This window comes from Marinobacter sp., from assembly GCF_035268745.1.
In the GTDB taxonomy this organism is placed as follows: Bacteria; Pseudomonadota; Gammaproteobacteria; order Pseudomonadales; family Oleiphilaceae; genus Marinobacter.
The window spans coordinates 1-11,308 of sequence record NZ_DATFKH010000254.1 but is presented as its reverse complement, the minus strand read 5'-3'; the positions used below and the strand labels follow the sequence as shown (position 1 = coordinate 11,308).

Annotated in this window: 13 protein-coding genes and 2 pseudogenes; 8 read left to right on the top strand and 7 right to left on the bottom strand. The window is 57.7% G+C overall.

All coding sequences use genetic code 11. The features are described 5' to 3' along the window. Together VJ956_RS16105 and VJ956_RS16100 are read right to left on the bottom strand one after the other, a co-directional pair. A pseudogene (locus VJ956_RS16105) lies at nucleotides 1-282 on the bottom strand (hypothetical protein); the annotation flags it as partial. Beyond that, a pseudogene (locus tag VJ956_RS16100) lies at nucleotides 282-563 on the bottom strand (peptidylprolyl isomerase); the annotation flags it as partial. The pseudogenes VJ956_RS16100 and VJ956_RS16105, both read right to left, overlap by 1 nt. Before the next feature lie 315 nt (nucleotides 564-878). Here VJ956_RS16100 and VJ956_RS16095 point away from each other — a divergent pair. Continuing rightward, nucleotides 879-2,465, top strand: a complete 1,587-nt coding sequence (locus VJ956_RS16095) for an ABC-F family ATPase (RefSeq protein WP_324086055.1) — start codon at nucleotides 879-881, stop codon at nucleotides 2,463-2,465. 268 nt (nucleotides 2,466-2,733) lie between these two features. Here the strand turns inward: VJ956_RS16095 and VJ956_RS16090 are convergent, their stop codons facing one another. Beyond that, nucleotides 2,734-3,651, bottom strand: a complete 918-nt coding sequence (locus tag VJ956_RS16090) for a haloalkane dehalogenase (RefSeq protein WP_324086054.1) — start codon at nucleotides 3,649-3,651, stop codon at nucleotides 2,734-2,736. A 109-nt stretch (nucleotides 3,652-3,760) separates the two neighbouring features. On the opposite strand from VJ956_RS16090, the gene VJ956_RS16085 reads away from it, so the two are divergent. After that, the gene (locus tag VJ956_RS16085) at nucleotides 3,761-4,312 is read left to right on the top strand and encodes a DUF1415 domain-containing protein (RefSeq protein WP_414674456.1); all 552 of its coding nucleotides are present in this window, start codon (nucleotides 3,761-3,763) and stop codon (nucleotides 4,310-4,312) included. Here VJ956_RS16085 and VJ956_RS16080 read toward each other — a convergent pair. Further along, nucleotides 4,276-5,694 (bottom strand): PLP-dependent aminotransferase family protein, encoded by a 1,419-nt coding sequence (locus VJ956_RS16080; protein WP_324086053.1) that lies wholly within the window; start codon nucleotides 5,692-5,694, stop codon nucleotides 4,276-4,278. The genes VJ956_RS16085 and VJ956_RS16080 overlap by 37 nt on opposite strands. 156 nt (nucleotides 5,695-5,850) lie before the next feature. Between VJ956_RS16080 and VJ956_RS16370 the strand changes: the two genes are divergently transcribed. Then, nucleotides 5,851-6,135: a DUF1127 domain-containing protein gene (locus VJ956_RS16370; RefSeq protein WP_414674455.1), complete on the top strand. Its 285-nt coding sequence runs from the start codon at nucleotides 5,851-5,853 to the stop codon at nucleotides 6,133-6,135. 6 nt (nucleotides 6,136-6,141) lie between these two features. After that, a complete protein-coding gene (locus VJ956_RS16070; protein ID WP_414674457.1) occupies nucleotides 6,142-6,753 on the top strand; it encodes a LysE family translocator in 612 nt (203 codons plus the stop codon). 69 nt (nucleotides 6,754-6,822) lie between these two features. On the opposite strand, the gene VJ956_RS16065 is transcribed toward VJ956_RS16070, so the two are convergent. Then, nucleotides 6,823-7,254, bottom strand: coding sequence for an organic hydroperoxide resistance protein (locus tag VJ956_RS16065; protein ID WP_324086051.1), 432 nt, complete (start codon nucleotides 7,252-7,254; stop codon nucleotides 6,823-6,825). 94 nt (nucleotides 7,255-7,348) lie between these two features. Next, nucleotides 7,349-7,822 (bottom strand): MarR family transcriptional regulator, encoded by a 474-nt coding sequence (locus VJ956_RS16060; protein WP_324086050.1) that lies wholly within the window; start codon nucleotides 7,820-7,822, stop codon nucleotides 7,349-7,351. A 170-nt stretch (nucleotides 7,823-7,992) separates the two neighbouring features. On the opposite strand from VJ956_RS16060, the gene VJ956_RS16055 reads away from it, so the two are divergent. The 3 genes from VJ956_RS16055 (at nucleotide 7,993) to VJ956_RS16045 (ending at nucleotide 9,984) form a co-directional block, all read left to right on the top strand. Next, complete coding sequence (locus VJ956_RS16055) at nucleotides 7,993-8,847, top strand: NAD-dependent protein deacetylase (protein WP_324086049.1); 855 nt, start codon at nucleotides 7,993-7,995, stop codon at nucleotides 8,845-8,847. 68 nt (nucleotides 8,848-8,915) lie between these two features. Next, nucleotides 8,916-9,671 (top strand): AzlC family ABC transporter permease, encoded by a 756-nt coding sequence (locus tag VJ956_RS16050; RefSeq protein WP_324086048.1) that lies wholly within the window; start codon nucleotides 8,916-8,918, stop codon nucleotides 9,669-9,671. Continuing rightward, nucleotides 9,661-9,984: an AzlD family protein gene (locus VJ956_RS16045; protein WP_324086047.1), complete on the top strand. Its 324-nt coding sequence runs from the start codon at nucleotides 9,661-9,663 to the stop codon at nucleotides 9,982-9,984. Before VJ956_RS16050 ends, VJ956_RS16045 begins: the two co-directional genes overlap by 11 nt. 173 nt (nucleotides 9,985-10,157) lie before the next feature. Here the strand turns inward: VJ956_RS16045 and VJ956_RS16040 are convergent, their stop codons facing one another. After that, nucleotides 10,158-10,991 (bottom strand): DUF3750 domain-containing protein, encoded by an 834-nt coding sequence (locus tag VJ956_RS16040; protein ID WP_324086046.1) that lies wholly within the window; start codon nucleotides 10,989-10,991, stop codon nucleotides 10,158-10,160. A gap of 168 nt (nucleotides 10,992-11,159) precedes the next feature. Here VJ956_RS16040 and VJ956_RS16035 point away from each other — a divergent pair. Beyond that, nucleotides 11,160-11,308 (top strand): dodecin (locus tag VJ956_RS16035; protein ID WP_324086056.1); only part of this gene is annotated, 149 nt, incomplete at its 3' end.

Below are 11,308 nucleotides of genomic sequence, written 5' to 3'. Positions count from 1 at the left end.
CTGGACAAACTCAATTCCCAGGCCCAGAACAATAACAACAGTGCTGGCCAGAGCCCAGAGCCGCCAACCGGAAACGAATCGCCAGGGCCGGACTGTCAGTGTCAGCAGGGCAAAAAAGATCGGGTGCCCGAGATTCCATACCGCCTGGTAGAGCGGGCCATCACTCCAGCCGGGCCCACCAACGAAAAACAGGGGAAATAAACAGAGAACACCCGCCAGAGCCAGCCAGAAAAGCAGGCGACGCTGACGGATGGTTTTCGGGAACAAAAAATGCGGGCCCATCAGCTCCGGCTGGTCACCTCCAGCAGGTGATAGCCGAACTGGGTTTTCACTGGTCCGAGAACCTTGTTTACTTCGTCGTTGAAAACGACCCTGTCGAACTCGGGAACCATCTGGCCGGGGCCGAAGGAGCCCAGATCGCCGCCGTTACGGCCTGACGGGCAGGAGGAGTGCTTTTTGGCAACTTCCGCGAAGTCCTCACCACCTTCGATGGCCTTCTTGAGTTCTTCACATTTTGCTTCGCTGTCTACCAGGATATGACGTGCCGTAGCCTTTGCCATGGTGTTTTTTCCTTTTAAGTTTCTTGTATCAGTGAGGTAAGCCTTTTAATCCGTGCGTTCGTAAGCGGGCAGGTCTTTCCAGAACACGCTGTAAATACGTCCCTGTACGCTCGGCCTCCGCCATCCCTGGCTCCGGACGGTTCTGGAAAGACCTGCCCGCTTACTCTGTCGAACATGAATGCTGCCCGCCACGGCGCCTTCAGGCAAGCGCTTTTTGTCCGTGTAACTGCGGGCTCACTGTTTTCGCGTGAAATCTGTACAATGCCGCCTCTTCGTTCCGGTCGCTGCCGGGCATTCACCTGATTACGGATTCCTGTTTTGATTTCCACCGCAAATATCACCATGCAGTTTGGCGCCCGACCCCTGTTCGAAAACGTTTCGGTCAAATTCGGTAATGGCAATCGCTACGGCCTGATCGGCGCGAACGGTTCCGGCAAATCCACGTTCATGAAAATCCTCGGCGGCGATCTTGAGCCCTCATCCGGGCAGGTCATGGTGGACCCCAACCAGCGTCTGGGTAAACTGCGTCAGGACCAGTACGCCTACGAAGACTGTACGGTACTGGATACCGTCATCATGGGCCACGAGGAGCTCTGGCAGGTAAAGGCGGAACGGGATCGAATCTATTCGCTGGCTGAAATGAGCGAGGAAGACGGCATGGCCGTGGCCGACCTGGAGGTGCGGTTTGGCGAGCTGGATGGCTATACCGCCGAGTCCCGGGCCGGGGAACTGCTGCTGGGTCTGGATATTCCGGAGGATCAGCACACGGGCCTGATGAGCAGCATTGCGCCGGGCTGGAAACTGCGGGTGCTGCTGGCCCAGGCGCTGTTCTCCGACCCGGATATCCTGTTGCTGGACGAGCCCACCAACCACCTTGATATCAACACCATCCGCTGGCTGGAAGGCATTCTGGTCGCCCGCAACAGCACCATGGTGATCATCTCCCACGACCGCCATTTCCTGAACAGTGTATGCACCCACATGGCGGACCTGGATTACGGCGAGCTGCGGCTGTTTCCCGGCAACTACGATGAATACATGACCGCCGCTACCCAGGCCCGGGAACGCATGCTGTCTGACAACGCCAAGAAAAAGGCCCAGATTGCCGAACTGCAGCAGTTTGTCAGCCGCTTTTCTGCCAATGCCTCCAAGGCCAAGCAGGCAACGTCCCGGGCGCGGCAGATAGACAAGATCCAGCTGGAGGAGGTCAAGCCCTCCAGCCGGGTCAGTCCCTTTATCCGGTTTGAGCAGGCCAGGAAACTGCACCGCCAGGCAGTGACGCTCCATGGCTTTACCAAGGGATTCGAGAATGAGCCCTTGTTCGACAATCTGGATCTCAAGATAGAAGCCGGCGAGCGGGTGGCGATCATCGGCCCCAACGGCATCGGCAAAACCACGCTGATGCAGTGTCTGGCGGGGAAAACTATGCCGGACAGCGGCGAGGTGAAATGGACGGACAGCGCCCGGGTAGGCTACTACGCCCAGGACCATTCCGATGATTTCGCCAACGATATGACCCTGTCTGACTGGATGGCGCAATGGACGCCGGATGGCGAGCAGATGGTTCGCGGCACTCTGGGGCGGATGCTGTTTTCCGGTGATGAAATCGGCAAGTCAGTGAAGGTGATTTCCGGTGGCGAAGAAGGCCGCATGCTGTTCGGCAAGCTGATCCTGCAGAAGCCCAATGTGTTGTTGATGGACGAGCCCACCAATCACCTGGATATGGAGTCCATCGAGGCGCTGAATCTGGCGCTGGAGAACTACCCGGGCACGCTTGTTTTTGTCAGCCATGACCGGGAGTTTGTGTCGTCGCTGGCGACGCGCATTGTGGATCTCTCCGGCGAGGGCGTGACCGATTTCAGCGGCAGCTACGATGATTATCTGCGTAGTCAGGGTTATTACTAGCTGAAGCCTGCTTAGAGAAGTCTGCTTAGAACGGTGGAGGCGCAATCGGACGGGTCTTTCCAGAACACGCTGTAAATACCCGCAAGCGGGTCCGGCCCGCAATCACAGATTGCGGTCGTTCAGCTGTCGCATGAAGCTTTGCTTCATAAGCGCTCCGCTGAACCCCTGTAAGCTCGGCCTCCGCCATCCCTGGCTCCGGACGGTTCTGGAAAGACCCGTCCGATTGCTTGGTCAGTCAACAGTGCTTTCCATAGTGCATGGTCAAATTTTAGTGCTTTTCTCCATCCATTCTGGCAATGAGATCATTCACCGCATTCGCGAACTGCACTGGCGAGTCTTCCTGCAGGAAGTGGCCGCCGGTCAGCGTTAGATGCGGCTGGCCCTTGGCGCCGGGGATGCGGTCATGGATGTATTTGTCGCCGCCACGGGTGACAGGGTCGCCGTTGCTGAATGTGGTCAGGAAGGGCTTTTGCCACTGTTCCAGAACCTTCCATGCCGCGCGGTTGGCTTCGGTAGCCGGGTCGTCAGGTGTGGTCGGGACCAGCCCGGGAAAGGCCCGGGCGCCGGCTTTGTATTTCTTGCTGGGGAAGGGGGCATCGTAAGCGCGTCTTTCATCCGGCCCCAGCTTGCGGAAGCTGCCGATATCGAGAATTCGCGAAACCGGAAACCAGGGGCTGTGCATTGCAAAGTTTTTCCAGATCCTGAAGGCCTGCGGCATCGGCTGGTCTCCGGTTGGCAGCATGCCATTGCCCACCACTATGGCCCGGAACCGGTCCGGGTTTTCCGCGGCCAGTCTGAGCCCGATCAGCGAGCCCCAGTCCTGGCACACCAGGGTAATGTCAGTCATCCCGGTCTGGTCCAGAAAGCTCTGCATCCAGTCCATGTGCTGCTGATAGCTGTAATCATTGATATCCGTTGGTTTGTCGGATTTTCCGAAGCCGATCAGGTCCGGCGCGATTACCCGGTGCCCGGCTGCGGCGCAGATCGGGATCATGTGGCGGTAGAGATAGGACCAGGACGGCTCGCCGTGCATCATCAGCACCGGTCTGGCATCGGCCGGGCCTTCATCCACATAGTGCATCCGCATGCCGACCAGGTCGGGGCCGCCCACATTCAGATAGCGTGGCTCGAAGGGGTAGTCGAGGAGGCGGCTGAAGCGTTCTTCTGGCGTGCGAAGTGTTTCCATGACTGTTCTCCCATATCCCGTGTTGTCGCGGAAATGATGCAACTTACATTAAGATAACACGAGGTGGGTGTCTTTGTGGGCCATGTTCAGGGCAGGAAGAGGAGTCGGTTTGGAAACGTCACTGATCGAGAAAGCAACCCGGCAATGGCTGGAAGAGATCGTTATCGGGCTCAACCTGTGTCCCTTTGCGCGCAAGGAACTGGTCAACAATCGTATCCGTTTTGTGGTGTCCAGAGCGGACGCTGAAGGAGCTCTGTTGATGGATCTGCAACATGAGCTGGAATTTCTCCATGAGCACCCGGACACCGAAACAACTTTGCTGATTCACCCCGGTATACTGACCGGTTTTGATGACTACAACGATTTTCTGGCTGCTGCCGATGGGTTATTGGAGCTGCTGGACCTCGAAGGTATTTACCAGGTTGCCAGTTTTCATCCGGATTACTTTTTTGCCGGCACCGGCCCGGAGGATGCCGAAAACTACACCAACCGCTCACCGTTTCCCATGCTTCACCTGCTCAGGGAAGACAGTGTCAGCCGTGCGGTCGATAACCATCCCGACCCCGATTCCATTCCCGCACGCAATATCGCGCTGATGAAACAACTGGGCGCGAATGAACTGGCTCAGAGGCTTTCGCGAATCCACTCTCCCAGGGTCTGAACCGCCGCGATCCGCTCCTGGCTCCAGCCCTGGGCGAAACTGATCCGGAAACAGCATTTGTATTGCCCGGAGGCAGAGAATATCTCACCCGGGGCAATCGTCAGGTTCTGGCTGCGGCCCCGGTGATAGAGTTCGGTGGTATTGATCCTGTCGGGTAATTCCACCCAGGCCACCAGTCCACCCCTGGGCCGGGACAGCCGGGTATTCTCCGGGAAATGCTGGCTTACCAGGTCCACCAGTTGCTGGCTTCGCATGCGGTAGGTTTCCCGGGCCTGGCGCAGATGGCGGTCGTAGGCACCCTGGGCCATGATCTCGGCGGTCACCAACTGGGGCAGGGTGGAACCGGAGACCTGGTGTATGAACTTCTGATGGATGACCTGATCCAGGTAGCGGCCCGGCATGATCCAGCCCACACGGAGCTGCGGATCAATCGTTTTGGATACCGATGAGCACAGGATCACCCGGCCGTCCCGGTCAAACGCCTTGACCGATTTTGGACGACGGTCGCCAAAATACAGCTCGCCGTATATGTCGTCCTCGATCATTGGCACGTCGTATTTTTCCAGCAGCTCGATCAGTTCCTGCTTGCGCTGATCCGGAATGATCGAACCCAGCGGGTTGGAGAAAGTGGCCACCGAGACCAGCGCCTTGATGGGCCATTTTGCCAGCGCCAGCTTCAGCGCCTCGATCCCGATACCGGTGTCGTGATGGGCGGGAATCTCGATCACCTTCAGACCGAACGCTTCCGCCATCTGGATCAGGCCGTAGTAGCAGGGCGACTCAATGGCGATGATGTCACCTGGCCTGGTCAGTACCCGCAAGCCCAATGCCATGGCGTTCTGGCAGCCAGCCGTACTGACGATTTGATCCGGCGCGACGTGCACCCCTGCATCTACCGCCCGGCGGGCGATCTGGTGGCGGAATTCCGGCAGCCCCTCCGGGGACTCGTAGCCCACGCCCAGATATTTGCGGGTCCGGGAAAGCCGGGTGAATGTGCGCTGGACGTTGGACAGAATCGGGAAATCCAGTGCCGGAATCGCGGCTGACATACTGACGCCCTGTCGGCGCGCAGAATCCCGCTGTACCTCCATGACCAGTTCCGAGGTCGTCGCGGCCCTTGGGCTTGGTTTTATCCGCACCTGGCGCGGAATGGCCAGCTTGTCGTCCTGCCGGTGGGCGACGAAGTAACCGGATTTCGGCCGGGCCTCAACCCAGCCCCACTGTTCCAGCAGGCCATAGGCGGTGGTGACGGTGGAAATGCTGACGTCCTCCCGCCGCGCCAGATGGCGCACCGATGGCAGTTTGTCGCCGGTCTTGAACAGTCCCTCGCGAATCTGCTGGCTCAGTGAGTCCGCCAGTTGTGCATACAGGTTGGTTTCCATAAGCGCTCGACCAGTACAGATGAAAGAAAAAGGACCATAACAGATGGGGTTTCGCGCATCTGTACCGATTAAAATAACAAAAAACTGAATCTGTAACCATTGCAATAAGCGGTTTAGGATGAACAGGCTCAAAACAGTTAAACAAGGAGAGGGATCATGACTACTGCACACGTCCATTCGTTGACTCAGAACGGAATGACTTCACTGGTGAAATCAGCCATCGCGAAAGTGGCGGTGCTGGCTACTCCGGCGGTCAAGGCGCAGGGCATGATCATGAGCATCTCTGTCGCGCAATGGCTCATGCGTTTGTACCTGAATCACCGCAGTCGCCAGCAACTTGCGGAACTGAATGAACACCTGCTGGCAGATATCGGGCTGAGCGAGGCGCAAAGACAGGCCGAGCTGCGCAAACCGTTCTGGAAATGTCAGGGACAGGGGTAAATGACCATGGAAGTTCTGTTGAGTGTTCTGTTATTTGCTCTTGTTTCCACGGCAACGCCGGGCCCGAACAACATCATGGTAATGGCGTCGGGCATGAACTTTGGTGTGTGGCGCACCCTGCCGCACTATCTGGGGATCTGTATCGGCTTTCCAGCCATGGTGCTAGTGATCAGTCTGGGGCTGGGTCAGCTCTTTGAGGCCGTGCCCGTCATGCATCAGGTAATCAAGGTGCTCGGTATCAGCTATCTGATGTATCTGGCCTGGCGAATCGCGACCACCGCTACAGAGATCAGTGCGGATGGCGCCAGTCGTCCGCTTTCGTTCTGGCAGGCTGCCGCTTTTCAGTGGGTAAACCCGAAAGCCTGGGTTATGGCCGTTGGTGCCCTGGCGACCTTTACCACCGTCAGCGGTGAGGTGCTGGCCCAGGCACTCTGGATTGCTGTCGCGTTCATGGCGGTGGCGGTGCCCTGTGTTGGCAGCTGGATGCTGGGCGGGGCCGGGCTCAGGCGACTGTTACAGAAACCCGTTTACCGCCGGTGGTTCAACTGGACTATGGGGGTTTTACTGGCGTTGTCGGTGATACCCATGGTGTCGGTTGAGTTAACCGGGATACTTTAGAGAATCCTAAAAAAAGGCAGCGCTCAGACCGCTGCCTTTTGTTCTTTTCAGACTGGCTGGCGCCCGGCGTCAGGCGACCCGCGTTAGCTTCACGTCGATATTGCCGCGGGTGGCATTGGAGTAAGGGCAAACCTTGTGGGCCGCGTTGATCAGTTTTTCGGCTTCGCCGTCATCCATGCCGGGCAGAGAGATTTTGAGCTCGACTTCGATGCCGAAACCGTCTGGAATCTGGCCGATACCCACTTCCCCTTCAATTGAGGCATCTTCCGGCATCGGCAATTTGTCGCGGCCGGCAACAAACTTCATAGCGCCGATAAAGCAGGCAGAGTAGCCCGCCGCGAAAAGCTGCTCGGGGTTGGTACCCTCGCCGCCGTCACCACCCATGGCCTTGGGGGTGGTCAGCTTGACGTCCAGCACGCCATCCGAGGAAACGGCGTGGCCATCACGGCCACCGGTCGCTTCAGCCGAGGCGCGGTAAAGTACTTCGTCAATCTTGGCCATAATCTGTTCTCCTGATAGATCTGCAGATAGTCAAATACTGCCAGGGACAAAGTAACGCACAAAATATTGGCGCGCAAGGCAAAGCCGGGCACACTCATTCTGGTGAATCGGCACCGCGGCAGGTCCCGGTTTCAAGGTTCTCCCGCAGCTTCAGCAGTTGCTGCTTCAGCGCCATGATGTCTGACAGCGTCTGGCCGCTGGCGTTAACGATGCAACCGGGAATCGTTTTTGCCTTGTCCTGAAGTGCCTGTCCTTTGGCGGTGAGCCGCAGTTCAACGACCCGTTCATCCTGTTTCCGTCGTTGCCGGGTCAGCAAGCCGTCCACCTCCAGCCTTTTCAGAATGGGTGTCACTGAGCCCGGGTCGGTAAGCAGTCGTTTGCTCAGATGGCTGACGGTAATACCATCTTCTTCCCACAGTACCAGCATGGCCAGATATTGCGGATAGGTCAGTTCCAGGACTTTTAGCAGCGGCTTGTAGGTTTTGGTCATCATCAATGATGTGGAATAGAGGGCAAAACAGAGCTGGTTGTCGAGCAGAAGCCCGGAGCCGGATTCGTCTTCAGTCATGGCCAGAAATACCGTTGCGCTGGAAATATGCAGACAAGTCTACGGTCATGTCCGGGTGTTTTTCCAGCCAATGACGTTGGCAGGAGACCATTCGCCCCTTACAGTAGTGTTCCAGTCACGAAAACAGGGTGCTCATGTCAGCCATTCGTAATTCCATAAAGAGCGTTGCCATGCCAGTCAACGCCGAGCCTCTGGTGGCCCATGAGCCCGAACAGGCGGGCGAATTGCTTGCGGAGTTTATAAGGCGCCACCCCAGGCTTCTTATCCTCACCGGCGCGGGCGTCAGCACTGACTCGGGCATTCCCGATTATCGGGATGGCGACGGCAGCTGGAAACGCAAAGAGCCGGTTCGGCATGGCGAGTTCATGTCCAGTCTGCCGGCAAGGCAGCGTTATTGGGGCCGCAGCCTGATCGGCTGGCCGGTGATCCGCAATGCGGCTCCGAATCCCGCCCATCGGCAGATCACAGAACTTGAGAACCGCGGCTACAGCAACCTGCTGGTCACCCAGAACGTCGACCGTCTGCACCAGAAAGCGGGCAGCCATTCAGCTCTGGATCTGCACGGTCGTGCCGATGAAGTGATCTGCATGACCTGCGGCAGGCGCTCGACCCGGGATCTGGTGCACCAACGCTGTGTCGACCTGAACCCCGGCTTCCGTCATTATTCTGCCACTGCTGCCCCGGACGGGGATGCGGATCTGGAACTGGATTTTTCCAGCTTTGAACTTGCTGATTGCGACCATTGTGGCGGCATACTGAAGCCGGACGTGGTGTTCTTCGGGGATTACGTGCCCAGGCAACGCGTCGATTCGGCACTTGATGCCCTGAAGGCCAGCGATGGCCTGCTGGTGATTGGCTCATCGCTGATGGTGTATTCCGGTTTCCGCTTCTGTCGTTACGCCAGTGAATGGTCCCGGCCCATGGCGACGCTGAATCTTGGCCGCACCCGGGCTGATGCCGGGGTCGATCTCAAGCTCAATGCGCGGATCAGTGAAAGCCTCGCCTGCGCCATGGAGCGACTTTAGTCTATAAGAGGCCTGCTTTGCGGCATTTACCTATACGTTCAGAAGACGGTTTTCATTAGCTTGCTACGATGACAACCGGCAACTACTCTCACTCTCTCAGCTCCGCCAAAGTTCGCTCCGAATTTTTGCGACTGGTACCTATTTCCCTGTTCGTGGTGGCCTTTGGCGCCGCTTTCGGGCTGGCCGCTGTTCAGAAAGGATTCGAACCGTTTCAGGCGCTGCTGATGAGCATCACGGTGTTTGCCGGTGCTTCCCAGTTCGCTGTTGTGGATATGTGGGGTACCGAGGTTTCGGTGCTCCCGCTGATAGCCGTTGTGTTTGCGATCAACTCCCGCCACCTGCTGATGGGCGCGTCACTTTATCCGATGCTCAGGGAAATGCCGCCGGGCCGTCGTTACGGCATTTTACTGCTGCTGACCGACGCCAATTGGGCGGTATCTGCGCAGGAATACCAGAGGGGTATACGGAACCTGGAAGTGATCCTCGGTGGTGGCCTTGCGATCTGGATAGCATGGATTATCGGAACCTGGCTAGGCGTCTATTTTGGCGGGCTGCTCAGGGAGCCCCAGTCTCTGGGGCTGGATATGGTTCTGGGCTGTTTCCTGCTGGCGATGGCGCTGGGTGGTAACAAGTCGCCCCGAACACTGGTGGCCTGGACCGTTGCCGCATTATCGTCGCTTGCTGCCTGGAAGTGGCTGCCGCCGAATACCCATGTGGTTGTCGGGGCGCTGGCAGGTGGTGCTGTCGGTTTTTTCTGGCAGGAAAAAAAGCCCGGGAGCAAAGAGCCTGTCGGCGCACAACAGGAGGATCCCCATGACCATTGAAACAACAATGGCGGGCACCCTGGCGCTGATAGCGATCATCACCGCGGTCACCATCGTTACCCGCTTCGGCGGCGTCTTCCTGATGTCTTTCGTGACCATCAGCCCCCGGATCGAAAGCTTCATCAACACCATGGCCAGCTCGGTGTTGATCGCCATCATTGTTCCGATGGCTTTCAGTGGCGATGCGGGTGCATTAGCGGCACTGGTTGTAACCGCAGTCATCATGTTGGCAACGAGAAAGCCTCTGCCGGCGATAGGGGCTGGTATTGCCGCCGCAGGGCTGGTCCGTTTTGCCGGGATCACCGTGTTCTGAGGTCTCGCTCCAAATCAGGCCGCGGCAGGGCAGGTCTCCCGAAAATGTGCGGAGCCATGGGTGAAGAGCGAATAGCTCTTCACGGGCTGGCCACGGATGGCCTGCCCTGGACCCTCAGTGCGACGCAGGAGCAATAAGCACTGAGGGGGGAGCTCAAGCGTACAGGGACGTATTCAAAGCGTTTTTAGGGAGACCTGCCCTGCCGCGGCCGTGCCGGAGCCACCCGGCTCAAGTTCAGATTCAGTCGTTTTGGCCATGGGATTGGTATTGCGAAGAGCCAAGTCACCAAAGCCCGGAAGCTTGATACCAAGCCCTAATGGATTAACGCCCAGCGAGAGTCCGAGGATGTTCAGTTCAAGGCCTTCCCGAACGCCTGCCAGCAGTCCGAAATAGCCGCCGAGCGAAAACTGGTAGCCGGTGCCTCCGGGAACCCGGGAAACAAACCCGTCACCGAGATAATCCTTGCCGATGGCATGGCTGGGCAATGCGACCTCCATTTCCGGAATCTGGCGGATAACCCAGGCGACAAAGGTATTGCTGTTTGGTCCCGGCCAGGCTCTGTAAGTTGTCGCGTAGGGGTAATCCCCGATAACGGCCCCGAGTTGGTCGATAATTTTCCCGGCCTGTTCTCCGCGGAAATCCGCAATCAGGGTTGGTTTCGAGCCGAACCAGGCGCGATCCGGTTCGCCAGGCCTGGACTGGACGACGTTGTAGCGCCATCCGGTCACGTCATGGACATAGTACTGGCTGGCGCCAGTCGCCTTGGTGCTGATCCAGGTATGCACTGCAAAATAACCGCGCCAGTTAAACGCCCGGGCCGCATAGACCTGCACTATGGCCGCCTTTACCTGCTCGGGTGACGGCGCGATTCTCGCGCTGGAACGGTCTGCGGTGCGCCAGCTGCCGCTATCCTGAAAGCCCGCGCAGGCAGCCAGGAACAGTGGCCCCGCCAGCAATACTGAAAGTGTCAGGGCAAAGCCGATAAAACAGCGCTTCATTCTTTGCATGGGGTCCCGGGCTTGAGGGTCTGTTGTTCCGATAGGGAAATTTCAGAGTTCAGTGAACGATTAAAGTTCCCGCCTCGTTTGATGGATCGGGGTTTACTGGTTTAGGCTGAAAAGATAAAAGAACATTCAGAGCTTCCTGAGTGTACGCATTTTCATACGGGAGATCCTATGTCTGATCATCATGTTTACAAGAAAGTCGAGGTGGTCGGCTCGTCGCAGAAAAGCATCGAAGATGCCATCGAAAACGCCATTGCCGAATGCAGCAAGCAACTTCGCATGATCGAGTGGTTTGAGGTTCAGGAAACCCGTGGTCACGT

What these genes read in the sequence shown, in the direction of transcription:
- VJ956_RS16060 (WP_324086050.1), bottom strand. Translation starts at nt 7,822, where the DNA reads ATGACTGAAGACGAATCCGGCTCCGGGCTTCTGCTCGACAACCAGCTC.
- VJ956_RS16370 (WP_414674455.1), top strand. Translation starts at nt 5,851, where the DNA reads ATGACTACTGCACACGTCCATTCGTTGACTCAGAACGGAATGACTTCA.
- VJ956_RS16050 (WP_324086048.1), top strand. Translation starts at nt 8,916, where the DNA reads ATGACAACCGGCAACTACTCTCACTCTCTCAGCTCCGCCAAAGTTCGC.
- VJ956_RS16090 (WP_324086054.1), bottom strand. Translation starts at nt 3,651, where the DNA reads ATGGAAACACTTCGCACGCCAGAAGAACGCTTCAGCCGCCTCCTCGAC.
- VJ956_RS16045 (WP_324086047.1), top strand. Translation starts at nt 9,661, where the DNA reads ATGACCATTGAAACAACAATGGCGGGCACCCTGGCGCTGATAGCGATC.
- VJ956_RS16065 (WP_324086051.1), bottom strand. Translation starts at nt 7,254, where the DNA reads ATGGCCAAGATTGACGAAGTACTTTACCGCGCCTCGGCTGAAGCGACC.
- VJ956_RS16080 (WP_324086053.1), bottom strand. Translation starts at nt 5,694, where the DNA reads ATGGAAACCAACCTGTATGCACAACTGGCGGACTCACTGAGCCAGCAG.
- VJ956_RS16040 (WP_324086046.1), bottom strand. Translation starts at nt 10,991, where the DNA reads ATGCAAAGAATGAAGCGCTGTTTTATCGGCTTTGCCCTGACACTTTCA.
- VJ956_RS16070 (WP_414674457.1), top strand. Translation starts at nt 6,142, where the DNA reads ATGGAAGTTCTGTTGAGTGTTCTGTTATTTGCTCTTGTTTCCACGGCA.
- VJ956_RS16055 (WP_324086049.1), top strand. Translation starts at nt 7,993, where the DNA reads ATGCCAGTCAACGCCGAGCCTCTGGTGGCCCATGAGCCCGAACAGGCG.